Annotated in this window: 36 protein-coding genes; 35 read left to right on the forward strand and 1 reads right to left on the reverse strand. The window is 64.7% G+C overall.

Annotated features, from left to right (window positions below; translation table 11 throughout):
• The first annotated feature begins 213 nt into the window (after positions 1–213).
• From C6Y44_RS28325 to C6Y44_RS04205, 35 genes are all read left to right on the forward strand, one after another.
• Positions 214–342 carry a hypothetical protein gene (locus C6Y44_RS28325; protein WP_263869917.1) on the forward strand — a complete coding sequence of 43 codons (129 nt, stop codon included), beginning with the start codon at positions 214–216 and terminating at the stop codon, positions 340–342.
• Positions 332–1,384 carry a hypothetical protein gene (locus C6Y44_RS04045; RefSeq protein WP_192378650.1) on the forward strand — a complete coding sequence of 351 codons (1,053 nt, stop codon included), beginning with the start codon at positions 332–334 and terminating at the stop codon, positions 1,382–1,384. Before C6Y44_RS28325 ends, C6Y44_RS04045 begins: the two co-directional genes overlap by 11 nt.
• Positions 1,385–1,398: 14 nt before the next feature.
• A complete protein-coding gene (locus C6Y44_RS04050; protein WP_192378651.1) occupies positions 1,399–2,328 on the forward strand; it encodes a hypothetical protein in 930 nt (309 codons plus the stop codon).
• 126 nt (positions 2,329–2,454) lie between these two features.
• Positions 2,455–3,630: an HNH endonuclease gene (locus C6Y44_RS04055; RefSeq protein WP_225623723.1), complete on the forward strand. Its 1,176-nt coding sequence runs from the start codon at positions 2,455–2,457 to the stop codon at positions 3,628–3,630.
• Positions 3,620–3,949 carry a hypothetical protein gene (locus tag C6Y44_RS04060; protein ID WP_192378652.1) on the forward strand — a complete coding sequence of 110 codons (330 nt, stop codon included), beginning with the start codon at positions 3,620–3,622 and terminating at the stop codon, positions 3,947–3,949. The genes C6Y44_RS04055 and C6Y44_RS04060 overlap by 11 nt, the downstream gene beginning before the upstream one ends.
• Positions 3,946–4,701, forward strand: coding sequence for a hypothetical protein (locus C6Y44_RS04065; protein WP_192378653.1), 756 nt, complete (start codon positions 3,946–3,948; stop codon positions 4,699–4,701). Before C6Y44_RS04060 ends, C6Y44_RS04065 begins: the two co-directional genes overlap by 4 nt.
• A 136-nt stretch (positions 4,702–4,837) precedes the next feature.
• Positions 4,838–5,182, forward strand: coding sequence for a hypothetical protein (locus tag C6Y44_RS04070; RefSeq protein WP_192378654.1), 345 nt, complete (start codon positions 4,838–4,840; stop codon positions 5,180–5,182).
• Positions 5,179–5,511: a hypothetical protein gene (locus C6Y44_RS04075; protein ID WP_192378655.1), complete on the forward strand. Its 333-nt coding sequence runs from the start codon at positions 5,179–5,181 to the stop codon at positions 5,509–5,511. Before C6Y44_RS04070 ends, C6Y44_RS04075 begins: the two co-directional genes overlap by 4 nt.
• 132 nt (positions 5,512–5,643) lie before the next feature.
• Positions 5,644–5,931: a hypothetical protein gene (locus tag C6Y44_RS04080; protein ID WP_192378656.1), complete on the forward strand. Its 288-nt coding sequence runs from the start codon at positions 5,644–5,646 to the stop codon at positions 5,929–5,931.
• Complete coding sequence (locus tag C6Y44_RS04085; protein WP_225623724.1) at positions 5,928–6,302, forward strand: RusA family crossover junction endodeoxyribonuclease; 375 nt, start codon at positions 5,928–5,930, stop codon at positions 6,300–6,302. The genes C6Y44_RS04080 and C6Y44_RS04085 overlap by 4 nt, the downstream gene beginning before the upstream one ends.
• Before the next feature lie 273 nt (positions 6,303–6,575).
• A complete protein-coding gene (locus tag C6Y44_RS04090) occupies positions 6,576–6,773 on the forward strand; it encodes a hypothetical protein (RefSeq protein WP_192378657.1) in 198 nt (65 codons plus the stop codon).
• The gene (locus C6Y44_RS04095) at positions 6,773–6,910 is read left to right on the forward strand and encodes a hypothetical protein (protein WP_192378658.1); all 138 of its coding nucleotides are present in this window, start codon (positions 6,773–6,775) and stop codon (positions 6,908–6,910) included. The genes C6Y44_RS04090 and C6Y44_RS04095 overlap by 1 nt, the downstream gene beginning before the upstream one ends.
• Before the next feature lie 70 nt (positions 6,911–6,980).
• Positions 6,981–7,244 carry a hypothetical protein gene (locus C6Y44_RS04100; protein ID WP_192378659.1) on the forward strand — a complete coding sequence of 88 codons (264 nt, stop codon included), beginning with the start codon at positions 6,981–6,983 and terminating at the stop codon, positions 7,242–7,244.
• A gap of 207 nt (positions 7,245–7,451) precedes the next feature.
• Positions 7,452–7,754, forward strand: coding sequence for an HNH endonuclease (locus tag C6Y44_RS28445; RefSeq protein ID WP_225623808.1), 303 nt, complete (start codon positions 7,452–7,454; stop codon positions 7,752–7,754).
• Between the two features lie 136 nt (positions 7,755–7,890).
• On the forward strand, positions 7,891–8,154 hold the full coding sequence (locus C6Y44_RS04110; RefSeq protein WP_192378661.1) for a hypothetical protein: 264 nt from the start codon (positions 7,891–7,893) through the stop codon (positions 8,152–8,154).
• 22 nt (positions 8,155–8,176) lie between these two features.
• Positions 8,177–8,635 (forward strand): phage terminase small subunit, encoded by a 459-nt coding sequence (locus tag C6Y44_RS28055; protein WP_225623725.1) that lies wholly within the window; start codon positions 8,177–8,179, stop codon positions 8,633–8,635.
• A 413-nt stretch (positions 8,636–9,048) separates the two neighbouring features.
• Positions 9,049–9,849, forward strand: coding sequence for a BRO family protein (locus C6Y44_RS04120; RefSeq protein WP_192378662.1), 801 nt, complete (start codon positions 9,049–9,051; stop codon positions 9,847–9,849).
• Positions 9,846–9,968, forward strand: a complete 123-nt coding sequence (locus C6Y44_RS28330) for a hypothetical protein (protein ID WP_263869918.1) — start codon at positions 9,846–9,848, stop codon at positions 9,966–9,968. Before C6Y44_RS04120 ends, C6Y44_RS28330 begins: the two co-directional genes overlap by 4 nt.
• 9 nt (positions 9,969–9,977) lie before the next feature.
• On the forward strand, positions 9,978–10,136 hold the full coding sequence (locus C6Y44_RS04125) for a hypothetical protein (protein ID WP_192378663.1): 159 nt from the start codon (positions 9,978–9,980) through the stop codon (positions 10,134–10,136).
• A complete protein-coding gene (locus C6Y44_RS04130; protein WP_192378664.1) occupies positions 10,133–10,384 on the forward strand; it encodes a hypothetical protein in 252 nt (83 codons plus the stop codon). The genes C6Y44_RS04125 and C6Y44_RS04130 overlap by 4 nt, the downstream gene beginning before the upstream one ends.
• 49 nt (positions 10,385–10,433) lie before the next feature.
• Positions 10,434–13,118, forward strand: coding sequence for an LAGLIDADG family homing endonuclease (locus C6Y44_RS04135; RefSeq protein ID WP_192378665.1), 2,685 nt, complete (start codon positions 10,434–10,436; stop codon positions 13,116–13,118).
• The gene (locus C6Y44_RS04140; protein ID WP_192378666.1) at positions 13,115–14,566 is read left to right on the forward strand and encodes a phage portal protein; all 1,452 of its coding nucleotides are present in this window, start codon (positions 13,115–13,117) and stop codon (positions 14,564–14,566) included. The genes C6Y44_RS04135 and C6Y44_RS04140 overlap by 4 nt, the downstream gene beginning before the upstream one ends.
• On the forward strand, positions 14,550–15,344 hold the full coding sequence (locus C6Y44_RS04145) for a VG15 protein (RefSeq protein WP_192378667.1): 795 nt from the start codon (positions 14,550–14,552) through the stop codon (positions 15,342–15,344). The genes C6Y44_RS04140 and C6Y44_RS04145 overlap by 17 nt, the downstream gene beginning before the upstream one ends.
• A gap of 84 nt (positions 15,345–15,428) precedes the next feature.
• Positions 15,429–16,058, forward strand: coding sequence for a hypothetical protein (locus C6Y44_RS04150; RefSeq protein WP_192378668.1), 630 nt, complete (start codon positions 15,429–15,431; stop codon positions 16,056–16,058).
• A 21-nt stretch (positions 16,059–16,079) separates the two neighbouring features.
• Positions 16,080–16,502 (forward strand): head decoration protein, encoded by a 423-nt coding sequence (locus tag C6Y44_RS04155; protein ID WP_192378669.1) that lies wholly within the window; start codon positions 16,080–16,082, stop codon positions 16,500–16,502.
• Between the two features lie 62 nt (positions 16,503–16,564).
• The gene (locus C6Y44_RS04160) at positions 16,565–17,608 is read left to right on the forward strand and encodes a major capsid protein (protein ID WP_192378670.1); all 1,044 of its coding nucleotides are present in this window, start codon (positions 16,565–16,567) and stop codon (positions 17,606–17,608) included.
• Positions 17,608–17,895, forward strand: a complete 288-nt coding sequence (locus tag C6Y44_RS04165) for a hypothetical protein (protein WP_192378671.1) — start codon at positions 17,608–17,610, stop codon at positions 17,893–17,895. Before C6Y44_RS04160 ends, C6Y44_RS04165 begins: the two co-directional genes overlap by 1 nt.
• On the forward strand, positions 17,870–18,235 hold the full coding sequence (locus C6Y44_RS04170; protein ID WP_192378672.1) for a hypothetical protein: 366 nt from the start codon (positions 17,870–17,872) through the stop codon (positions 18,233–18,235). The genes C6Y44_RS04165 and C6Y44_RS04170 overlap by 26 nt, the downstream gene beginning before the upstream one ends.
• Before the next feature lie 41 nt (positions 18,236–18,276).
• Positions 18,277–18,591 (forward strand): hypothetical protein, encoded by a 315-nt coding sequence (locus C6Y44_RS04175; protein WP_192378673.1) that lies wholly within the window; start codon positions 18,277–18,279, stop codon positions 18,589–18,591.
• Position 18,592: 1 nt separating this feature from the next.
• Positions 18,593–18,913, forward strand: coding sequence for a hypothetical protein (locus tag C6Y44_RS04180; RefSeq protein ID WP_192378674.1), 321 nt, complete (start codon positions 18,593–18,595; stop codon positions 18,911–18,913).
• Positions 18,913–19,182, forward strand: a complete 270-nt coding sequence (locus tag C6Y44_RS04185; protein ID WP_192378675.1) for a hypothetical protein — start codon at positions 18,913–18,915, stop codon at positions 19,180–19,182. Before C6Y44_RS04180 ends, C6Y44_RS04185 begins: the two co-directional genes overlap by 1 nt.
• An 82-nt stretch (positions 19,183–19,264) precedes the next feature.
• Positions 19,265–19,561 carry a hypothetical protein gene (locus tag C6Y44_RS04190; RefSeq protein ID WP_192378676.1) on the forward strand — a complete coding sequence of 99 codons (297 nt, stop codon included), beginning with the start codon at positions 19,265–19,267 and terminating at the stop codon, positions 19,559–19,561.
• 66 nt (positions 19,562–19,627) lie between these two features.
• The gene (locus C6Y44_RS04195; RefSeq protein WP_192378677.1) at positions 19,628–20,434 is read left to right on the forward strand and encodes an IPT/TIG domain-containing protein; all 807 of its coding nucleotides are present in this window, start codon (positions 19,628–19,630) and stop codon (positions 20,432–20,434) included.
• A gap of 131 nt (positions 20,435–20,565) precedes the next feature.
• On the forward strand, positions 20,566–20,979 hold the full coding sequence (locus C6Y44_RS04200) for a hypothetical protein (protein ID WP_192378678.1): 414 nt from the start codon (positions 20,566–20,568) through the stop codon (positions 20,977–20,979).
• Positions 20,922–21,578 carry a hypothetical protein gene (locus C6Y44_RS04205; RefSeq protein WP_192378679.1) on the forward strand — a complete coding sequence of 219 codons (657 nt, stop codon included), beginning with the start codon at positions 20,922–20,924 and terminating at the stop codon, positions 21,576–21,578. Before C6Y44_RS04200 ends, C6Y44_RS04205 begins: the two co-directional genes overlap by 58 nt.
• Positions 21,579–21,595: 17 nt before the next feature.
• Here the strand turns inward: C6Y44_RS04205 and C6Y44_RS04210 are convergent, their stop codons facing one another.
• Positions 21,596–21,772: a hypothetical protein gene (locus C6Y44_RS04210; RefSeq protein WP_192378680.1), complete on the reverse strand. Its 177-nt coding sequence runs from the start codon at positions 21,770–21,772 to the stop codon at positions 21,596–21,598.
• Between the last annotated feature and the right edge of the window lie 243 nt (positions 21,773–22,015).

Raw genomic sequence — 22,015 nt, forward strand, 5'->3', positions numbered from 1 at the left:
TGGACTGCTGCAACCCGGGCGGACGGTGACTGTCGAACTCTCACCGGACGAATGCATCCTCGTTCTACGAGACGGTGTGTGGCGGTGCGTCCGAGATCACGAGCACAGCGGACAACGGACCATCGACACCCTCAACTTCCTCGAACAGATACGAGGACAGAAGTGAATGAAGCTCCAGGAATCCACATCTCGGTCAGGGGTACCGCCGTAGACATGCTGATCGTCCGGCCAAACGGCCACCGACTCGGTCTGCTCCTCACCCCGGATGCAGCACTCGACATCGTCACCAACCTCATGTCCGCAGCCGTCCACGCACAGAAAGCAGCCAACGATGAACCGTGAACAAAATGTCGTCGACGCGATCGACGCGTTGGTCGACGAGCAGATGGCCGGTGGGGAACCTATCGGCGGATTCGACTACTACGACCCAGAGTTCCCGCGGTGCCCGCACTGTCGCCGACATTGGCATGGTCTCGCGATCACCACGCGCATCGAAGAGATGGCAGCCCGTGAAGTAATGGACGAGGACTACCGGTACAGCGAGGACGACTCGCCCGTTCTGTGCCCGGGCTCCGAGTTCATCGGCCCCGCCGCGACACCCGAACAGCTGCACTGGATGCGCCTCGACGACAACACGAAACGTAAGTTCCCGCACGGATACATCCCGTCCGTGAACGAAATGATCGCCGCCGTAATGAACCTGCAGGACACCGCACCGTACAACCTCCCCGAACTCGAGTTCCCAGACCCCTGGTGGCGCAATGCGCAGGACATTCCCGACTGGATGCGGGCAACCCTCGCACACCTGACGCGCCAGGAAAGCCAACCTGCCCGCCCGTACCTTCTGCCCGGCCTCGCGCGTCGCCACGTCCAGGAGGTCCTCCGCATGCATCTCATGCGCGCCCTGCGATACACAGCACCGCAGATCAACGATGGTGACCGGGTCGCTTTCTTCGGCCGCAACGGATTCCGCTACGAAGGCATCGCCCGCGTCGAGCACCGAGGTCTCGAGACGACCATCCACCTGGACGAGACCGAGGAGTCCACCGCCGCCCGCAACGAGGGAATCCGAGGCTACAACCTGGACTACGCGATCTACGACGAGGCCGTCGACCCGAGGCGGTCGGCGAGAAACCGAGTCGCGCGGCTCCAGGAACAGCTCGCCGAGATCGCGCGAGATGCAGGCTTGACGTGCCACGTCGGCCGCTGGCTCCCCGACGAGACACACACCTTCTCCGACGCCGAGCTCGACCAGGCCCTCGAGACTCCGCAGCAGCGTGCCCTTCCGCGCCCGTCGCACCAGCGGCCGATGTGGGCGAACAACCCGACCCGCACCCGCCGCACCCGCAACCACGCAACCAACGTCCGCACACCCCGAATCTGAAAGAACCGATCCTCGTGAACCGTCCTACACGCCGCCGGCACAAACCCCGCATCTTCACCTCGCCCCCGTCCACCCTCGACATGAACCTCGGCTCTGACCTCGCCGAGATCTCCGAGAAGGCCGGACGCCCCCTGGACACGTGGCAGCATGTCGTCCTCGAAAAATCCTCGCGCATGGACACTCTCGCCGAGGACGGTACGAACCCGTTCCTCGCCGGATGGACATGGTCCGCCTCCGAGGTCGGATTGCTCACCGGCGCGCAGAACGGCCGGACGTTCGTCGCCGAAGCACGCGCCCTCGGCGGATTGCTCACGCTACGTGATCAGGTCGTCTACACCCTCCCATCGCGCCAGACCGCGGTCCTCCACTTTCGATCGTTCTGTGACGTCCTCGAAAGTTCGGCGGAACTCGCCACGCAGGTGCAGGGCATCCACTACCGCGAGAACCTGATAGTGATGCGGAACGGTGGATCTATCCGATTCTGCCCTCGCCGGTCCGTCACCATCGATGCCGCGATCGACGCCGACCTGCTCGTCATCGACGACGCGCACGACGCGCCTGATGAGTGGGCCCGCGCCGCGGTGCACGGAACCCCGTTTCGTAAGCCCCAGAGCCCCCGCCGGCAGGTCTGGTACGTCGGGACCGCTGTCCACCAGGACCGGCACCCGAACGGGCGGGTATTCACCGCGGTACGGAACCGGGGACTTACCGGAACCGACCCAAGCCTGTGCTGGATCGAGTACTCCGTCCCCGACCGCCGAGACGAGAACGGGGACCTCGAGCAGGACCTCACGAAACCGTCGGTCATCGCCCGCGCGAACCCGTCACCCCGCATCGACTTCGACCGCATCGCATCGGCGCGCAAGATGCTCCTGCCCGAGGTGTTCGAGTCCGAGATCTGTGGAATCGGCACATGGCCGAACCTCGATCCCGTCACGGTATGACGACAGGTCCCAGAATTGTTCTTCCAGGTAAGCGACCAAGTTCCGCAGAGCCCGAAACATCGAGCTCTGGCTGAGCGGGCACTCGAGGGGCACCTCGACGGAATCGCTGCGATCGGACTGTGGACGATGGCCGGCGCCGACGCGAACGGCACGGCCGAGCATCGCCCGAAAGATGGTGTGGTCCGGCGAACCGATCTGATCCGCATCCTGCTCAACCCGCAGATGGCCGAGCACCTAGCGTCGATCCTCGTCGAGGTCGGCCTCTGGCACGCCCCCGGCCACACCTGCCCTCGCTGCCCCGAGGTCGAACCCGGCACCTACCTGTTCCACGACTGGTTCGACATGGGATACGACCCTGGCGACAAAGTCGATATCACCCGCCGCAAACGAAAGGAGCTCAAAGACCAGGAAATCATCAACTCGGTATGGGCACGCGACTGCATCGACCCCACCAAACCGACCGAAGCACACTGCCGTTACTGCGGCATCCTCATCCGCCGCAAGGACACGAAATCCGAATCCGGCCGCCGGGTCTCGCTCGACCACGTCGATCCGAACCGCGCCGACGGTGTCCGCAACATCGTTTTGTGCTGCAAGGCTTGCAACCAGCACAAGGGACAGCGAACCCCGGCCCAAGCCGATATGGTCCTGCTGCCCCCGCCTGCTCGTGACAACACCTCTCCGCATCCCGCTGCAGGGACGATCCCGCCGGCCACTGCCGTCGCAGGGACGATCCCGCCGGCCACTGCTGATGCTGGGACGATCCCGCCGGCCCCCGCCGCTGCAGGGACGATCCCGCCGCACGCTCGCGTAGAAGAGGAACCCGTCACGACCAGCGGTGACGCGACCACACGCCGACCACGCCCCGACCACGCACCCGACCACGCGAAACGAACTGTCCCCACGCGGGCGACGCGCACGCGTACGGGCCTGGCAGGGTCAGGGCAGGGTCAGGGTTGGGTTCCTGGTGAGGGTAACGAGGATGGGTCAGCCGCTGCTGTTGACGAGAGATCACCTCGCAAACGTCGTCGTCGTCCAAGAGGCAGGAACCGTAACCGGAACCTCTCAACCCCTGACCAACTGATCGAGTCCTCGAAACCGATTCCCGAACCTGAACCCGAGTCCCGTGAGTGGGATGCGGGCGCCGCACCACACGTGCCGGCCCCGGGCCGGTTCGGCTCCCCCTGGGCGGGATGGACCGGACCGCCGTCGATGGTCGACGAGACCACCTGTCCCGAACACCATCTGCCCGAGCCCTGCTGGAAATGCGCGCCGCCGGAAGGACACCCCCATGACCACTAACCAACCGGCTCTGACCGAACGCCAGATCGACGACATCGACAAGCGAGCACTCGAACTCGTCGCCATCGCCCACGGCGACGGAGACGACCGGGACGTCGCCCGCCTCACCGCTGGCCTCGACAGGGCCGGGCTCATCGGGCTCGCCATCTCCTGCGCCGCCATGGTCGACCACAACCGCACCATGTCCGACCTGCTCGCCTGGCTACCCACCGCACCCGACCCCCACCACGGCTGGACCGAACAGCAACGCCGCGCGGCGAACAACGCCCACCAACGACTCCGACACCAGATCCACTCCCAGGAAAGGCGGCCGGCGTGAAGCTGATCCACCCGGACGTCCAACGCGTCATCCGCGACCTCGACTACCTCACCGAGGCATGGCCGGCGCTCGTCGTCCTCAAGATCCCCGGTCCGCCGCGCACATGGGTGGAAACACCACGGCGCGCCGGCGTCCTCTCGGACGTCGACGCCGAACGACTCGGCAAGAAGGGCGTACCTCGCCCGGCGCCGGCCGACGTCGGAGTTCTCGACCTGCTGGCGCGCATCGCCACCGTCATTGACGATGTCGCCCGAACCATCGTCGTCACCGCGGGCCTCGACAACCCGGACGCTGACCCACCGATCCGCGCCGAGGAGTTCCTGCCCCACGTCCCGGCCTCGGCCGACCCATGCTCATGGATGCGCACGACCGCAACATGGATCGCCGAAGCCCACGACAACGACGACCGCACCGTTCCGTGGGTCGAACAGCAATTGGCGCCGATCGTGTCGGCGACCGCGCGGTTGCTCGGTGATATCCGTGACGGGCAGGTGATGAACGGGATCTGCCCGTGGTGCTACGGCGCGACCCCGGCCGGTGTGGGGGAGCGGACCATGCAGATCCACTACCCCGAGTCCGACGACGACGAACCCCTCGTCATCTGCCGCGGACTGAACTGTGCACCACCGTCGTCGGCGTGCGGGTCTCGGCTCCGTGGTCAACCGGCGTGGCCGATCCGCGAATGGGACTGGCTATCGAAGATGCTTCGCGAACCGAACGACATCATCGAACCCGAAAGGCTCCATGCATGACCGTCGATTTGAGCCCAGAGATCCTGCTCCGATTGGCCGAACAGTGTGAGCGCGGAGGCAGATCGAGAGCAGCGACCAACCGCCGCACATGGGCCCGGAATCTCGAATCCACTATCCGATCCGAAAGGCGACCCGCATGACGATCCCCCGCAAGACCACCGCCAAGGACGTTCACATCGCGATCGAAGTGGTTCGCGAACTGCCGTATCTACGTGAGCGCAGCACGTTGGACCTACTACAGGCCGAGGTCAACTGCGAGCGGATAAGGGTCGATCTCATCAAGCTGCACCGAGAGATGCAAGACCGAGAGAGACCGAAGGTGCAGGTGCGGAAGCGGTACGACGCCCTCGCAGGCCGGGACACCTGGTGCCTCATCGATCCGGCCTTTCCGCATCAGCCGATCTGGGTGCCGGCCGACTGGGGCTGGCGGGAAACGTTCAACCGCGCACTCCGATTCGCCAACGAAAGGACCGACTCGTGAACGATGTTCCGCACATCGCATCCCTCGTGCACGACGCCATACGACGAAACCTGGGGCGACCGTTCTTCCGAGCCGCAGATGAAGCCGCGGCGGCGATCACCACGGCCGGATATACCCGGCGCCGGCTCATCACCACCATCGACGAACTCCTCGAGCTCCCTGTCGGCACTGTCATCCGCACCGGAGACATGGGCCAGATCTACGAACTCGGCGACGAGAAGCGCGCGAAAGGTCGTGATGGAATCGCGCCTGGCCACGACATGAGCCATTGGGTCGACGGCTTCGATCTGCCGGCCACCGTTCTCTACATTCCCGAGGAAGAATCGTGATTCCCCGCAAGGCAGTACGTATCGAGATCGAGATGGACCCCACTCTCGAAGCCGAACGGGAAGGACTCGCCGATATCTGCGCTCGACTCTCCGAGTTTCGGAGCGTGAACCTTTCGATCGAGGAGGCAGCAGATGACGATTGATCCGACGACACCCGAAGGGCGCACGATCCGCGTGCAAGTCGCCATGGACACCGACAACCTACGGAAGTGGGCGGAGTGGCACGCCGACCACGGACACCACGACGTCGCCCACGCGCTGTACCGATCTGCTGAACGTTACGACGACCAGATACTCGCCCTCGACCGGGTGCGCGCCTTCATCGATAACCCCGCGAATCGTGTCTCCGGAGAAGTGTTCACCGATCCGGAAGCCGTTCTCGTCGATGACCTACGAACAGTCCTGGACGGTGACTCGTGACGTACATCCTCGACCTCGGTTACGACTCGGTTCCCCTGTCGATGAACTCGCGGATGCACTGGAGCAAGAGCTCCCGCATCACCAAACAGATCCGCACTACCGCATGGCTGCTCGCGAAGCAATCGACGATCCCGACCGGATGTGCCCACCTCACCGTGGGTTTGCATTACCGGCCGAAGGACCGCAGACGCCGCGACGCCGACAACCTTCTGCCCGTGCTCAAGGCCGCGTGCGATGGGCTCGTCGACGCCGGCCTTGTCCCTGACGACACACCTGACCTGATGACGAAGTTGATGCCCGTCATCCATGCAGTCGAGAAGGGCCGCGGTGGCGCGCTCTGGCTGACCATCGAGATCGGAGAAACACAGTGACTCGACCTACCGCCTCCGCTGCGGGTGGAGGGGTTCGGATGAGTGCGACACCCCATGCCATCGGGACGGCTTGCAGAAAAAGTTATCCACAGGCATGATGTCCTCTGTCGATGACGCGTACCCAAAATCGGGTGCGCGTCATTCGCATTCCAGGGGAAGTACCGGAACTTCCCGGTGTGCGGTCGCTCTCGCCAGCGCCCGCCGGGAACCGTGCCCCACCTACCGCAACCCCCTGCCGGTAGGTGGGGCACACCCACATCTGGAGGTCCCGTCATGGATCCAATCGGCTCGATCACGAAAATCACCGGCGCCGTGTTGCGACGCATCGCCGATGCCATCGACAACGACACCCCGCACGACCCAGTCGTGACGATCCACATCGGCGTCCTGCACGTCCACGCCGAACCGACCGACCAGCCGCTCGTCGACGCGGAACGCACCGTGCGCAATCGACTCTTCCGGAGGTCGTGATGCCGAGTCTGTGGGACCAACTGTTCGATGCCCAGATCCTTCTCCGAATCGCGGAGCAGGACGGCGACGATTCGGGAGTGGAGATGCTCCATCAGCGCATAGCCCACCTCGAATCCCAGATCGGGGACCGGGACTGACCCCACCCCAGACCCGGCACCCCCCGGCATGGCCGGCCCCGACCCCCCGACCCCGCCCCGAGGAGAGCTCATGTCGTCACGATCGGACCACTTCCGTCGCGGAACCACCGCGTACAACGAGGTCCTGAAGATCCTCGGCCCGCAATGCCACGATGTTCTCGACGAGTCCGTCCGACAGGTCAACTGCCGATGGCTCAAAGGCACGTTCATCGTTCGCGATGAACGTGGATACCCCAAGGTGGTCGGCGGGAGCACCGGACCGCACACGTTGCTGACCCGACGTCGGCGCATCCGCATCCCCCGAACATCACCGCTTGCCAAGGTCAAGGCCTGAGCCGAACCACTCACCGGACCACAACCCGGCACGACTGCTCACCGAACCTGACCGAACAAACCGAACCGAATCCTCATGCTCCGTGACGACCAACCTCGAGCATCCCTCGCCGAAAGCCGCGACGAATTCACCGGGATCACCGACGATCCCGCTGGCCGCCGGGCGGAGGCCGGGTGCGCGGGCAGGGGCACCGAAAGGCGGTGGGTGATGGCGTGGCGGTCGGGAGGCCGGAGCCGCACCGGCACCGCAGCACACAAGCGGTGGCGCACCGCAGTCCTGACCCGGGACGGGTACCGATGCCGCAGGTGTGGCCGCCACGACCCCACGGGCCGGACCCTCCGGGCCGACCACAAGGTCAACACGGCCCGAGGTGGGGACGACAGTCTCGACAACGGACAGACATTGTGTGACGACTGCCACGACGTGAAGACCCAGGTCGAGGCCGCGGACGGCAGGGCGCTGCGCCGCCGACCCCTCTACGACGAGCCTCACCCCGGCCTCCTTCGCTGACCCGCCCTGACCTGCGGCGTCCGGCGCGGGGGTGGCGGGGGACCCCCCTCGCCTCGCGCAGTTCGCACGGAGGGCAAAGGCGCTGAGATGTTGTACGGGTCTGGGGATTTCGGGCCGAACCGATGGAAGGTGAACGATGCCTCGAACCCCCGAACAGATCGCCGCGGACGACGCGCTCACCGCCGCGATCGACCGCGTCTGGGCGGCGTACTCCGACATCGAGGACGGGGTCCTAGTCGACTACATCGTCGTCGCGAACCGGCGCCACTGGGACGCCGACGGCGACACCGCCACATCCACGTTCCTTCACAACCGAGACGACAGTGTCCCGATCGCGAATCAACTCGGCCTGGCCGAGTTCATGGCCTGTCGCGTGCGGAAGTGGATCGCTGAGGACTGATCACCTGGACGGAGGTACCACCATGGCCGGCCGTGGCCCCGCCCCGAAGGACCCGTCGAAACGGGTCCGCCGCAACGCCGAACCCGCACCGCTGCGCATCATCCCCGCTACCCGCGAACCGCAGCCACCGTTGCCGGCGGTGTGGTTCACCGACGAGGTGACAGGGAAGAAGAAGCGTTTCCAGTGGCCGGCGCGCACGAAGCACTGGTGGCAGATGTGGCGTGATTCGCCGCTCTCCGAGGACTTCACCTCGACGGACTGGTCCGAACTCATGGATACCGCGCTGCTGCACGCCCGCTTCTGGAACGGCGAAATCAAGCTCGCCGCCGAACTCCGGTTACGTGTGGCGAAGTTCGGTGCGACCCCGGAAGACCGGGCGCGATTGAAAATCCAGTTCGCTGCCGCCGACGAGGCGGAAGAGCGACGTACGAAACCGACCGGCGGTGCGCGCGAGAGGCGCGGCCCATTCCGAGCGGTCTGAATCAACAACACAGTGAGGGGAAGAGAATGTGCCGCGAAGCACTACGAAGCCAGGTCCAGAAGGAAGTCCGCGGAGTCGCCGAGATGATCGAGGGTGGACTGCGTCTCGGTCCGGGCACGGCCGATTCGATTTGCGAAAGCCTCGAATCAGAGATCGACAAGCTCGTCGACTGGACGTGCGAGGACCACGTCGACGTGGTCATCAATCGTGTGGTTGACGGCAAGATCTTCTCCACGAGCGTTCATCGTCTTCAGACACCGCCCGATGGGTCGTCCGCAACCACATCAGGGATCTGCGCTACGAGCGTCGGTCCGGACGGTCTCATGAAGCGAGTCGAACTCAACGCGACCGTTTTCGTGCCCCCTCGCATCTGAACGAGCGGACACCCATCCATGTAGAAGCCCCGCCGGAGCGTGAACTCCGCGGGGCCCGAACACCGAGAGGAAACCTCGATGTCAGCATCAGACTCTACCGGACAGCTCGTCCCGTTCACGTACGGCACGACAAACGTCCGCACTATCGACCTCAACGGGGAACCGTGGTTCGTCGCCGCCGATGTCGCATCCGTGCTTGAGTACAGCGCGACCTCCGCTATGAATCGCCGACTCGACCCCGAGGACAAGGGGGTGCGAGATCTGCACACCCCTGGCGGAATCCAGCAGATGACCATCATCTCTGAGCCTGGCTTCTACGCCGCAATCCTCGGCAGTCAGTCAGCCAAGGCTCGTGATATCAAGCGTTGGCTCACTCATGACGTATTGCCGACGATTCGGCGCACCGGCACATACAGCGTCGCCCCGGCACTTACCGGCGCCGAGCTCCTCGCGCACGCGGTCCTCGAGGCGCAGCAGATGCTCACCGAGAAAGACGAGAAGATCGCCGAACTCGAACCGAAAGCGAACTTCTACGACGAGCTCATGAACTCGGACGGTACGTTCGACTTCGCTGCGACTGCGCGGATCCTTGGTTGGGGCCGCAATGTCATGATGCGCGAGCTCCGCAAACTCGGCGTACTCCAGTCGAACAACCTCCCGTACCGACGTTACGACCATCACTTCAAGGTCACGCCCGGCACATACATCAACCGGAATACCCGTGAGGTCGTACCCACCGCGACGACAACGGTCCGTCCTCCCGGAATCGAGTTTCTACGGAAGAAGCTCGCGCAGATCACCGAACCTGTGCAGCTTGAGCTGGAGGGTTCGGCGTCATGATCGAGTCCCGATTCCCCGTACTCGATTTCGATCGGTTCGATGACCCGGATCTGGGCGGAAGCAGGGTCGTCTTCGACGAGACGCTGATCGAACCGGCAGTCGACGAGACCGGTGGTTAATGGATCGCGATGCCGGTGCGCTCTGCGTTCGATGCCATGGGTCCGAGGTTCGAGATCGGACCGTACTCGCTCACCGACGACGACATCGCGCGGCTGCACAACGCACTTCTCGCCCATATCAAGGCGTTCCCTGACGACTTCAAACGCGCGAACGGAGACCCCGTATGACCATCTCGGACCTTGCTCCTGTCGGCTACTACGCCAAGCCTCAAACGACGATCAGATCGGACGGTATCTCTGTCGCAGTCGGTCACGGCGAACGCGCCGACCTCACTGACGTCGTCACGGTGGCTGTCACATCCGGACCAACGGTGATCGAAATACATCTGTCGTCGGACGACGCGCTGAAGATCGCCGAGGCGCTTTGTGCAGCCAACGCGGCAGCCACATACACGAAGGTCTCCGACTCCGTCTGACGAAGGGGGGTGTGTTGCCATCCCCTGGAAGCCATCGGTCGAGGGCGAGGTGCCGACCCTCGGATACGCAGTGATCGACTGGATCACCACCTACCTCGCAGCTCCAGCGAAGGACGAGTACGAGCCGTTCGTTCCGTATCTCGAGCAAGAGGACTTCATCCTCGCGTTCTACGAAATCGACCCGGAGACGGGCCGATTCCGCCGCAACCGCGGCTTGCTCGGCCGGCCGCGTGGTTGGGGGAAGTCTCCGCTGCTCGCGGCCCTCGCGATCGTCGAGGCTCTGGCCCCGGTGCTACCGGATGGGTGGGACGCGTACGGACAACCGGTCGGCAAGCCCTGGACCAAGGTGCGGACCCCGCTCGTGCAGATCGCGGCGGTGTCGGAAGAACAGACCAACAACACGTGGCAACCGATGCTCGAGATGCTCCGCGAAGGTCCCGTGATCGACGAATACCGCGGGCTCGAACCTCTGGACACAGTGGTGAACCTGCCACGCGGTCATATCAAATCGGTCACGTCGAGCTCGCGAACAGTCAAGGGTGCGCCCTCCACCTTCGCTGTCCTCGACCAGGCGCTCGCGCTGGATACGCCGATCCCGACCCCGGACGGGTGGCGGCTGATGGGCGAACTGGAGACCGGAGACTGGGTGTTCGGAACCGAGGGTCCGGTGCGGATCTCGGCTGCGAAACCGGTGTCCACGGAACACGACTGCTATCGAGTCACGTTCTCGGACGGCACCTCGGTCGTGGCGTCGGCCGGCCACTTGTGGCTGACACGCCGTGTCGGCTGGCCTGCCCGGTACGAACGGGTGCGCACCACCGAAGAGATGCTGGATGGGTACAAGTACAGGATTCCCGCAGCTCAGCCGATCCCGCTGCCGGAAGCGTCACTTCCGGTACATCCGTACCTGCTCGGTGTCTGGCTCGGCGACGGCACCCGGGGCAAGTGCGAGATCACAGTCAGCGAAAAGGACCTGGACGCGCTCCAGACCAACCTCGCCCAGATCGGGGTCGAGTCGTGGCCCCGTCGCTACGCGCCCACGGCGGACGGATGGTCCACGACCGGATCGGTGAACCTCACCTTCACGAGGGCGCGCGGGTTCGCGATGTGTGAGCGTCCCGAACCGGCCAAGGCACTGTCAGCGATGGCATGCTACCGAGACAAGCACATTCCGGAAGACTATCTGTCTGGATCCATCGAACAGCGGACGCAGCTCCTGCGAGGGCTGATGGACGCTGACGGCTGCGTCACCACTCAAGGGACATGCACGTTCGTCAATACGAACCGGCGCCTGGCCGACGGTGTGGTGCGGTTGCTCCGATCGCTCGGGCAGACCACGTCATGTGCGAAGTTCGTCGTGGACGACCGCTACAGCCAGGGCGGTAAGTACCGGGTCGACTTCACTCCGCGTGGAGGTCTGATTCCAGTTGCGTTGCCACGCAAGGTCGAGCGGGTGAAGCAGCAGGCCACCCGCGGACCAGGATGGGTGTCGATCGTCGCGATCGAGCCTGTCGATCGGGTTCCGGTGCGGTGTATCGCTGTCGAATCGGATGATCACCTGTTCGCGTTCGGTGAGGCCGGGCACTTCACCCACAACACCGAAGAGTGGGTGCCGTCGAATGGTGGTCCTCTGCTCGCGCAGACGATCCGCACGAACACCTCGAAGAACGGTGGTCGCACGGTTGAGTCTCCGAATGCGTTCATCCCTGGCGAAGGCTCGGTTGCGGAGCAGTCGGCGGCGTACTGGGCGGACATCAGGCAAGGGCGTGTCCGAGAAGAAGGGTTGCTGTACGACCATCGTGAGGCGCCTCCGGACACGAGCCTGACCGACCGGGAATCCCCCAGCGAGGACAGTGACGAGGAGTTCACGGGGCTGATCGACGGGCTGCGGTACGCGTACGGCGACTCATCCGGGCATCCGGACGGTTGCGTCATCCACGACCCTCCGTGTGCTCCTGGGCACGTGGACCTCGACGCGCTGGTCTCGCGGATCTGGGATCCGGCCACGGACATTCAGATCGCGCGGTCGGACTTTCTCAACCAGATCACCCACGCTTCGGACTCGTGGGTGCGGCAACCCGACTGGGCGGCCCGCCTGGACGTCGACAAGGTCATCGGCTCGTCCGATCCGATCGTGCTCGGATTCGACGGCTCCCGCGGCCGCAACCGCGGTAAGGCCGACGCGACCGCGCTCGTCGGCTGCCGTGTCTCCGATGGGCACATGTTCGAGATCCGTGTCTGGGAACAACCGGCCGGTCCCGCGGGGCGGGACTGGGCACCGTCGGTCCTCGACGTCGACTCCACGGTCCGTGCGTGCATGGACCAGTGGAATGTCGTCGGGTTCTACGCGGACCCGTCCGGGTGGACGTCTCAGGTCGCGGCGTGGGAAGCGAAGTACGGACGCAAGCTGAAGGTCAAGGCGTCCGCACAATCGCCGATCGCAGCGTGGCCACGAGGAAAGGACTCGCGCGTGATCGAGTACGTCGAACGGATGCGGCTGGCCATCGTCAACGGCGAAATGACCCACGACGGTGGACCGTCTCTCACCCGGCACGTGCTCAACGCTCGCCGCCGAAACGTCCGCAACGGCTACCTCATCTTCAAGGCCTATCCGGACAGTCCCGAGAAGATCGACGCCGCCTACGCGGCGGTCATGGCCTGGAAGGCGCGCATCGATGCGATCGCCAAGGGCATCGGCAAACCCGTGAAGAAGCGAAAGGCGGTGACGCTGTGATAGATCCGGTTCTGGATGAGACGCTTCCCGACGAACTGTCCGATGCAGAAGCCCGAACGATCGGCGAGCTGCGTGAGAAGGTCCGGTACTACGCCGCCAAGAACGAGAAGAAACTCGCCCTCTACGAAGGCGAGTTCGTCGCCGACCAGATCGGCATCGCGGTACCACCGATGCTCAAGGACTGGCCGGTCCGTATCGGATGGGGCGGAACGGTCGTCAACACCAACGCTGCACGGTCCCGATTCCTGGACTTCCAGGCCCCGGCGGGGGACCTGCAGGGTCTCGACAAGGTCGTCGCCACGACCAGGCTCCGCACGAAGTCGGACCGGGTCATGGAAAACGCGCTGGTAGTCGGCACATCGTTCGTCGTCGTCGGCAAGAACAAGGCCGGCCGAATGGTCATCGAATCGAAGTCCCCCTCGGTGATGGCGGTCCGCGAAAACTACTGGACCGGACAACTCGATGCGGCGTTGCTGCAAGTCCGCAACGACAAGGGCTGGACGCTCGCCGAGACACTGTACCTGCCGAACGAGACGATCACCCTCGAACGCAGGGACCGCAGACTCACCGTCACGCACCGCGACCGCCACCAGCGCGGTGAGGTCCCGGTCGAGCAGTTCAAGCACCGCCCCAACGACTCGCACCCGAACGGCCGGTCGCTGATCACCGCACCGATCGAGTACACGATCAGCGCCGCGGCCCGGACCATGCTCGGCCTTGAAGTACACCGCGAGTTCTTCTCCGGACCGATGCGCGCCGCGATCGGTGCAGACCCCGAACAGTTCGGCGTCACCGAGGACATGACCGAGGACGAGAAGTACCGTCTCGGCTGGTCCCTGGTGATGGGGCGGATGAACATCGTCCCGCCGGCCGAGGACAGCACAGCGAACCCGACAATGCACGAGTTCAAGCCGTCGCCGCCGACGTCGTACATCGACATCATGAAATACCTGTCGCTCATGGTTGCCTCCGATTCGGGGCTCCCGGCGTCGTACTTCGGGATCATGACGGACAACCCGGCCTCGTCGGACTCGATCAAGGCCCTCGAGTCGCAGATCGAGCAACGCGCGATCGAGCGAATGCGCGAAATGGACTGGCACTGGATCAACGTCGCCCGCAAGATCCTGCTCTGGCGTGACGGCACAGTCGACGAGAACAAACTCGCCGACATACACGTCGAGTGGGCATCCCCGTCCACACCGACACCGTCGGCAGCCGCGGATGCCGGAATGAAGCTGGTCGCGGCGAACATCCTGCCTGCGGACTCGAAGGTCACCTACGACCGCATCGGCCTGTCCGATATCGAGCAGAAGCAGCTCATCGAGGACAAGCGGCGCGCGTCGCTGACGCAGATCCTGTCCGGTCTCGATCAGGCGGCCGCGACGGCGTCGACGGACCTGCAAGTCCACAACCTGGCATCGAGGCGCGTCGATGACGACGACGCCTAGCGAACGCCAGCGGATCCTGGTGCAACTGCACACCCTCGCTGTCGAGGACGTCGTCAAGCTCTGGCGCGCGGCCTCGGCGATGGATCTCGAGTCCCAGGCTTTTCGGCGACTGATCGAACAGGCCTATCCCGAGATCCCGTCCAAGTGGGGGACAGCCGCCTCCGAATTCGCTGCGCTCTGGTACGACGATGCCGCCCCGAACCTCACCTACCGAGCCACCCCAGCGCCATTGCCTCCCGTCGAGCGGTATACCGACAATGCCCACTGGGCGCTCGGCGCCATCGGGGAGAAAGCACTGGACCGCCTGGTATCCGATCTGCAGCTGTCGTTGTTCGACATGGCCCGCGAAACCATTGTCGGCAACGTCCGGATGGAGCCCGGCTCGACGTGGGCCCGTTACGCGTCTGCGACCGCGTGCGCGTTCTGCCGTGTCATGGCAACGCGCGGCGCCGTCTACTCCACCGAAGCCGCCGCGGTCACTGTCGGCGCCGAACGGTGGGAATGGTGGCGCAACTACCAGGGCCGCAAGCGCGGCGGAAGAATCGGTCGACGCGGCAGAGTGCGCGGCAAACAGGACGCCGGAGACACCTACCACCCGAGCTGTCGGTGCATTGCGGTGGAAGTCCGACCCGGTGGCTCGTACGAACCGCCGCCGTACGTCTCCCAGTGGGAAAAGGACTACGTCGCCGCTTCGCGGGCTGTAGCCCCGGGTGCTGGTGCCGGTGACCTGAATTCGATCGTCGCTCACATGCGCGCCAATTCCAGCGCCACGAAATAGACCACCCCACTGTTGGTGGGGGTTGCGCTCACGTCCAGCGCTCAATGGACGGTTATGCCGACGGGCTCACGGAAAGAAGGATTCATGAACCGCAGGATGTTTCGTACCGGCTTCACGCTGCCACTGCCTGACGACAACGGAGGCGGTAGCACTACTCCCGACCCTGAAGGCGGCGGCGGTGGTGGTGGAGGAGGCGATACGGCACAGCCGAAAACGTTCACCCAGGCGGACGTCGATCGTATCGTCAGCGAGCGCCTGGAACGTCAGAAGGCGACACTGACGAAGGATTACGCGGACTACGACGACCTGAAAACCAAGGCGGAGCAGTTCGATACCTTCGCCAAGGCATTCACCGGTGACACGGAAACGCCGCCGGACCCGGCGAAGCTCAGCGCGGATCTCGCTGCGGCACAGCAGCAGGCCCGGGAAACGAAGATCGAGAACGCGGTCCTGCGGTGCGGGGGCGAAGTGGGCGCGGCCCTGCTCGATTCGCGCTCGTTCATGGCGGAGATCGGGACGCTCGACCCCACCGCCGCCGATTTCGAAGCCCAGGTCAAGACCAAAGTGACCGATCGGCTGAAGAACACCCCGCCGCCGTCGGCAGCGGGAACCGGGGTGGATCTCTACATCAACCACCCGTCCTCGAACAAGACATCGTCCCGAGAACTCGGTGCTGCAGAGGCAGATCGCCGGTTCGGGACCCCCAAGACGTAACGATCCCTGGAAGGGGCAGTCATGACCAGTATTTCGGTCAAGCGGACCGAGCACCAGGTGGAAAACCGTTCCTGGCTCGCATCGCAGCACGGGACGGACCACAAGCCGTCCGTCACCCTCGACGTTTCGACGTTCACGCAGGCCGCGCACTACCCGAACGGGTATATCCCCTCGGGCATCGTGGTCGGCAAGATCACCGCGACCGGCCTGTACGGCCCTTATTCCGCGACCGCCTCGGATGGCCGTGAGGTCGCCGCCGGCCACCTCTACAACTCCGTGAGCGTCGTCGGTGAGACGAAGGTCGGCAACGCGCTCATCGTGCACGGCTTCGTCTCCGAGTCGCGGCTTCCCTCCGGGCACGGCCTCGACAACGCCGCGAAGGGCCAGCTCCGCCTGGTCGGCTACGAGACCCCCTACGTTGCGCCCGCAGCCTCCGGCGACTGACCGCGGACAGCTGCACCCCCTCATCTCTGGATCGACTACCCCTGACAGGGAGCAACTGAATTATGGCCATCTTCTTCGACGCGCCGGTCGCCCCGGACGCGCTGATCACTTTCGTCCGGCGGGTCCCCACCCCGGCCGACAACGTCCTGTCCCAGATCTTCCCGACCGTGTACAGCGACAAGAACACCGTCGACTTTGCGGAGATCGTGAAAAAGAACCGCACCGCGAAGTACCGCAGCTTCGACGGCGCGATCCACGTCTCCGAGCGGGACGTCGGCTCCGAGGCGCGCGTGCCGCTGGCGCCGCTGTCCTCGTCCATCGGTGTCGGTGAGTACGAGCGTCTGCAGCTCGAATTCGCGCGGACGGGAGGCACCTTCAAGGAGGCCCTTGCCACTGCGGTCTACAACGACGCCGAGAACCTCACCCGTGAGGTCCTCAACCGCGTCGAACTCGCCTGGGGCGACGTTCTCACCGACGGCAAGCTGACCATCAACGAGAACGGATTCCAGGGTGAGGCGGACTACGGGATGCCCGCCAACCATGCGGTCAGCCCCGCCGGCGCTGCATGGACCGACACGACCGGTTCTGTTCCGCTGACCGACCTGCTCGCCTGGTCGGATGTGTGGACCGCCACCAACGGCTCCCGCCCTGCAACGTTCCTCACGTCGCTGCGCTCGCTGCGGCTGATGCAGAAGAACAAGGAGATCATCGACGCGGTGTACGGCGCCACCCAGGGCCGTACTCGCGTCACGATGACCGAGCTGTCCGAACTGCTCGCCTCGGAAGGCCTTCCGACCCCGCGGCCCGCGTACGACACCCAGCTGTCCGTCGACGACGTCGACACCCGGGTCATCGCCGACGACAAGGTGATCTTCCTGCCTGCGGACCCCGCAGAGCTCGGTCACATGCGCTACGGCCTGACAGCAACCGCACTCGAGCTGCTCGACGCCGCGAAGACCGACTACAGCTTCTCCGACGCACCCGGCATCGTCGGTGTCGTCATCAAGAACGACAATCCGCCGTTCTCGAAGCACACCTATGTCGATGCGGTCGGTCAGCCTGTGCTCACCGACGCGAAGAAGCTGCTCGTCGCGGACGTGGCCTGATGGCTGGCCGGAACCTGACCCGCTACGTGTGCGTCGACGGCCCGGACGGCATGGTCCAGTTCGGGCCCGGCGACGACGTGCCCACATGGGCGGTCAAGAAGATCACCAATCCGAATGTGTGGGATGCACGTCCTGTGAAGGCTGCGGCAGCGAAGAAGACGACGTCGAGTCGCAAGACGACGAAGCCGTCGGCTCCGGACACACCGCCCCCGGCGGACGATTCGGACGGTGCGGGCGCAGACACCGACGGTGAGGACCCCGATGCCTCTGCTGGCGACGACAGTTGACGTCGAAAAGCGTCTCGGTCGTGAACTGACCGACGAGGACGCAGTCCGGGTCGAAGGGCTCCTCGAGGAGGCGTCGGAGTTGGTGGCGAGCGTATGTCGCCCGCTGCCCACGCCGACGCCCGACTCCGTCCGCATCGTGACCTCACGGATCGTGGCGCGGGCGCTCGACAGCGACATCGACACGCCGGGGGTCGAATCCACGCAGATGTCCGCCGGCAGCTTTCAGCTGTCGCAGAACTACACCGGAGACAGCACAGCCGGTGGGCCATGGCTGTCGAGATCCGACCGTCGGATGCTGCGCAGGTGGCGCCGCGGCGTGGTGAATGTGGCGACATGGTGAGGCGAACACGGGCGTTCCTGCGCAGGTGCACGATTCCGGTCTTGCATGAGGTGTACCGCGAGTCCGCGGACGTCGACGCCCACAACAACCCCATCGAGGGATGGGCGCCGCCGGTCGAGGTTCGTGTCTTCGGGTGGGAGCCACCGAAGTCCACCGAGCCGGTCGTCGCCGGACACGACAGGGTCATCGTCGAACTGTTGCTGTATGCGCCGCAGTCGATGAACGCCCAAGCGCACGACCGTGTCCGGATCGACGGAAAGCAGTACGAGGTCATCGGTGAGGACAGCGATCCGAACAACAACCCCTTCTTCATCCCGGGGATGGTGTCGCTGCAACTACGACGAGTGGAGGGCTGACATGGCTGTCATGCCGAACGGAATTCCTGTCCGGATCATCGCAGTGGTCGGTGATGCTGAACTGCCCGACGGTGGCGCCGAAATCGGAACCGTGGACATTCCTGTCACGATGACGGTTTCCGATAAACCTGCCGCCAACGGGGAAGTGCTCTGTGACGTCACCGCGGACACCTCCGCGCTCCAACGGATTGCCGCCGCTCTCCACGACCCCGACCCCGACGACATCCGATTCGTTACTGCCGGCGCGTTCACCCCGGGCGTGTTCCAGAAGGCTCGGGCACGCGAACAGCAGAGGATGCAGAACTACACTCGGAGGTTCTGATGGCGAACGTACGCATCCAGCACCACATCAAGGGCTACAAGGATCTCCGCGCCGCCCCCGGTGTGCGCGCCGACCTCGAACGCCGAGCAGCCGCGGTCCTGCGTGCAGCCGGCGGAACCTCCGCCGGGTACGAGATGTCATCTCGACAGGGCGCGGCCCGCCCCCAGGGCCGGTGGCGAACCTCCGTTGCGGCCGTGACTCGACAGGCGAAGCGGTCGAACGCGAAGCGGAACGTTCTGATCCGCGCTCTTGAGGCCGGCCGTGGTTGAGCTGATTACTCCGGCCCCGGCTCTCACCACTGTTGTGAAGCTACTTACGCCGCTGCTTGCTCCGGTCCCTGTCACAACAAGGATGCCGAAGACGCGGCCGCCGTCGATCGTGCGCGTCGACCGCGCTGGCGGTGTCATGGCCAACAAGGTCACCGACCGGCCCGTGCTGATCTTCGAGTGCTGGGCACCGGACGAGCCTGCCGCTGAACAACTCGCTGACCGTGTGCGCGCACTGCTCAAAGCACACCGGTTCAGTTCCGTCGACGGTGTGCGTCTGCTCGGCTGGGAAGAAGCTGGCTGCGCCCACTTCGACGACCCGGACGTGACCACGCAATCCCGGTGGCAGATCACCGGCACTCTCGGCATCGCCGCGAGATAGAACCACCTGCTCCATTCCCTTTCCCCAGGCGCGTCCCACACTTGCCTTCGAAAGGGGCACCCCATCATGGCCGACATTTCTGTTGCCGCCCCCCGATCCACCGGAACACTGTTCCGCGCACCCATCGGCACTTCGCTGCCCACCGACGCCGTCACCGATCTGGCATCGGTCTCGCCGTTGTACGAGGACCTCGGTGACCTCGGCGAATCCGGCATCGCCCGGTCCATCAGCCGAGACACCCAAAAGAAGAAGGCCTTCGGTGGGCACACCGTGGCGATCCTGCAGAACGACTACACCGAGACGCTGCAGACCACCCTGCTCGACGACTACAACGGTTCCGTTCTCAAGTCGATCTTCGGTGACGACAACGTCATCTTCGACTTGGACGGGTTCCCCACGGTTGTCGATTCCACCAAGCAGGTGCTGCCCCGGTGCGTGTGGATCGCCGACACCCTCGACAACGAGAACCGGCTCAAGCGCCTCGTCGTCGCCGAAGGGCAGATCACCACGGTCGGGGACCACTCGCTGGTGCACACCGACACGGTCGAATACCCGATCACCATCGAGGTGTTCGAGAAGAACGCCCGCTTCGTTCGCGAATACCGCTCCCCGGCTCTCGGTTCCGCAGCCGCTGTTCCGGTCATCGACTCGTTCGACCCGGCCACGGTCGACTCGGACGGTGGGTTGGTCGCGGTCCGCGGCTTCGGCTTCGCCGGTGTCACCGGTGTAACCGTCGACGGAGACGCGGTCGAATACACGGTGCTGTCCGCGAACTGGATCGTCCTCGACGTTCCCGCCGGATCCGGAACCGTGCTGGTAGTCGTCTCCAACGCGGCCGGCCCCTCGACCGCCGCCACGCTCACCTACGCGTGAGCCCCGCAAGGCACCACCTCGGTGGGTGTCTTCCTGTTCCCGCCCGGTGAAGGTTCACCGTTGGGACGCGCCGCCTCTCACCGGGCGGGCTCGGCGCTCCCACACCACGATCTGAAGAAAGGCGTGTCCCTATGTCCGCTACTTCCGCTTCGCCGTTCATCGTTCCCAAGTCCGGCGCCGAGAACCCCGACAACTACTTCACCTTCCAGATCGAGGAAGACGGACCGACGTATCGGCTGCCGTTCCTGCAGTACTTGCCAGGGCCAGCTGTCGAACTGCTCGAGCATCCCGGCAATCGTGGTTCGTACGGCTTCGTGAAGGAACTGATCCGGCGGGTCGACCCGAAGGTCGCCGCTGCGATATCCGCTGCGAAGCTCACCCGTCCGCAGCTGCTCGGAACCTTCCGGACCGAGAAGACCGGTGAGAAGGACAAGGACGGCAACGATATCGAGAAGGACGTCGTCGTCGAGCACGGCATCCACTCGATGTGGGTCGAGGCATCGAAGGTGTCGGAGGGGGAATCCTCGGCCTCCGACGCCTCCTAGCCGACCCGGAGACGGCGGGGGCCATCCAGGCCGACCTGCTCGACCGGGGACTGAACCTCGTAGATCTCGGGACGTGGAAACTGTCGTACTGGGACCTGCTGTGCGTGTTCCGGTGGCTGAAATCTGATTCGGCGCTGATGCGTCTGCGACACCCGGATTCGTGGCAGTGGAACCTCATCGAGTACCTCCTCGCCGGGATCTTCGACGGCATCCAAGGCGGCAACTGGCAACGCGCCGGCAACAAGAACACGCCGAAACCGAAGCCACTGCCACGACCCGGCATCGACGGGAAGAAGGCGAACACACGTGTCGTCAAGGACACCGACGTGGTCTCGGTGCCGGCAACCGACATTCGTGCCGAACTCGCACGCCGGCGCGCCCAGTACACGCAGGCCGCCGTCGCTGTCGCGGACCCGGTCGAGCTACCCGAACCCACTCGGCCGGCCCGCCGCGGCCGACTCCGAGCGGCGGAGGTACGCGCGATCCGAAAGATGGCTCGAGCCGGTCTCAATGCGGAACAACTCGCCGCGGGATTCGGCTCCAGCGTCACGAGTATCGAGAAGATCGTCGCAGGGAAGACGTACCGCTGGATCGCGTGACGAGTACGATGACCGATCTAGCGTCGGATGATGCGAGCGACCTTACGGATGCGAGCGTCATTTCTTTCCCGGCGTTCAGCGATGGCCTTGTCGTCACCCGGCCACGTCACTAGCCATGCTGCGGCCATTATTACGAGCGCGATGATGATCGCCGCCGTCGATTGGGTGCCAATACCCACGAACAGCACGATCATGCCGATGAGGCCGACAAACGTTTTAGGTCGCATATCTGAGCCCTCCATTGAATGAATGGGGGAATTGTACGTTTTGCATGCCCTATCAGGTAGTAGGGGGCGAGCTTATTGGGCGTGTGTGGTGACGACAGCACGCAAATCTCGATCCCACCGTATGAAACTGAACATCGAACCGTGAAGCCCCCATTCTTGTCTCGCGACGGGGGCTTTCGCGTGCCCGGGCTCGGGCGGCAGGAGGTGGCT

Origin of the sequence: Rhodococcus rhodochrous (assembly GCF_014854695.1) — a bacterium.
Taxonomy (GTDB): domain Bacteria; phylum Actinomycetota; class Actinomycetes; order Mycobacteriales; family Mycobacteriaceae; genus Rhodococcus.

Bases quoted from the DNA above. Each gene is read 5' to 3' on its own strand.
- C6Y44_RS04110 (WP_192378661.1), top strand. From the start codon at position 7,891: ATGCCTCGAACCCCCGAACAGATCGCCGCGGACGACGCGCTCACCGCC.
- C6Y44_RS04055 (WP_225623723.1), top strand. From the start codon at position 2,455: ATGGCCGGCGCCGACGCGAACGGCACGGCCGAGCATCGCCCGAAAGAT.
- C6Y44_RS04090 (WP_192378657.1), top strand. From the start codon at position 6,576: ATGGATCCAATCGGCTCGATCACGAAAATCACCGGCGCCGTGTTGCGA.
- C6Y44_RS04130 (WP_192378664.1), top strand. From the start codon at position 10,133: ATGACCATCTCGGACCTTGCTCCTGTCGGCTACTACGCCAAGCCTCAA.
- C6Y44_RS04180 (WP_192378674.1), top strand. From the start codon at position 18,593: ATGGCTGTCATGCCGAACGGAATTCCTGTCCGGATCATCGCAGTGGTC.
- C6Y44_RS28055 (WP_225623725.1), top strand. From the start codon at position 8,177: ATGGCCGGCCGTGGCCCCGCCCCGAAGGACCCGTCGAAACGGGTCCGC.
- C6Y44_RS04165 (WP_192378671.1), top strand. From the start codon at position 17,608: ATGGCTGGCCGGAACCTGACCCGCTACGTGTGCGTCGACGGCCCGGAC.
- C6Y44_RS04145 (WP_192378667.1), top strand. From the start codon at position 14,550: ATGACGACGACGCCTAGCGAACGCCAGCGGATCCTGGTGCAACTGCAC.
- C6Y44_RS04160 (WP_192378670.1), top strand. From the start codon at position 16,565: ATGGCCATCTTCTTCGACGCGCCGGTCGCCCCGGACGCGCTGATCACT.
- C6Y44_RS04100 (WP_192378659.1), top strand. From the start codon at position 6,981: ATGTCGTCACGATCGGACCACTTCCGTCGCGGAACCACCGCGTACAAC.
- C6Y44_RS28325 (WP_263869917.1), top strand. From the start codon at position 214: ATGCTGATCGTCCGGCCAAACGGCCACCGACTCGGTCTGCTCCTCACC.
- C6Y44_RS04070 (WP_192378654.1), top strand. From the start codon at position 4,838: ATGACGATCCCCCGCAAGACCACCGCCAAGGACGTTCACATCGCGATC.
- C6Y44_RS04190 (WP_192378676.1), top strand. From the start codon at position 19,265: ATGCCGAAGACGCGGCCGCCGTCGATCGTGCGCGTCGACCGCGCTGGC.
- C6Y44_RS04185 (WP_192378675.1), top strand. From the start codon at position 18,913: ATGGCGAACGTACGCATCCAGCACCACATCAAGGGCTACAAGGATCTC.
- C6Y44_RS04080 (WP_192378656.1), top strand. From the start codon at position 5,644: ATGACGATTGATCCGACGACACCCGAAGGGCGCACGATCCGCGTGCAA.
- C6Y44_RS04155 (WP_192378669.1), top strand. From the start codon at position 16,080: ATGACCAGTATTTCGGTCAAGCGGACCGAGCACCAGGTGGAAAACCGT.
- C6Y44_RS04060 (WP_192378652.1), top strand. From the start codon at position 3,620: ATGACCACTAACCAACCGGCTCTGACCGAACGCCAGATCGACGACATC.
- C6Y44_RS04170 (WP_192378672.1), top strand. From the start codon at position 17,870: ATGCCTCTGCTGGCGACGACAGTTGACGTCGAAAAGCGTCTCGGTCGT.
- C6Y44_RS04045 (WP_192378650.1), top strand. From the start codon at position 332: ATGAACCGTGAACAAAATGTCGTCGACGCGATCGACGCGTTGGTCGAC.
- C6Y44_RS04125 (WP_192378663.1), top strand. From the start codon at position 9,978: ATGCCGGTGCGCTCTGCGTTCGATGCCATGGGTCCGAGGTTCGAGATC.
- C6Y44_RS28445 (WP_225623808.1), top strand. From the start codon at position 7,452: ATGGCGTGGCGGTCGGGAGGCCGGAGCCGCACCGGCACCGCAGCACAC.
- C6Y44_RS04095 (WP_192378658.1), top strand. From the start codon at position 6,773: ATGCCGAGTCTGTGGGACCAACTGTTCGATGCCCAGATCCTTCTCCGA.
- C6Y44_RS28330 (WP_263869918.1), top strand. From the start codon at position 9,846: ATGATCGAGTCCCGATTCCCCGTACTCGATTTCGATCGGTTCGATGAC.
- C6Y44_RS04195 (WP_192378677.1), top strand. From the start codon at position 19,628: ATGGCCGACATTTCTGTTGCCGCCCCCCGATCCACCGGAACACTGTTC.
- C6Y44_RS04210 (WP_192378680.1), bottom strand. From the start codon at position 21,772: ATGATCGTGCTGTTCGTGGGTATTGGCACCCAATCGACGGCGGCGATC.
- C6Y44_RS04200 (WP_192378678.1), top strand. From the start codon at position 20,566: ATGTCCGCTACTTCCGCTTCGCCGTTCATCGTTCCCAAGTCCGGCGCC.
- C6Y44_RS04150 (WP_192378668.1), top strand. From the start codon at position 15,429: ATGAACCGCAGGATGTTTCGTACCGGCTTCACGCTGCCACTGCCTGAC.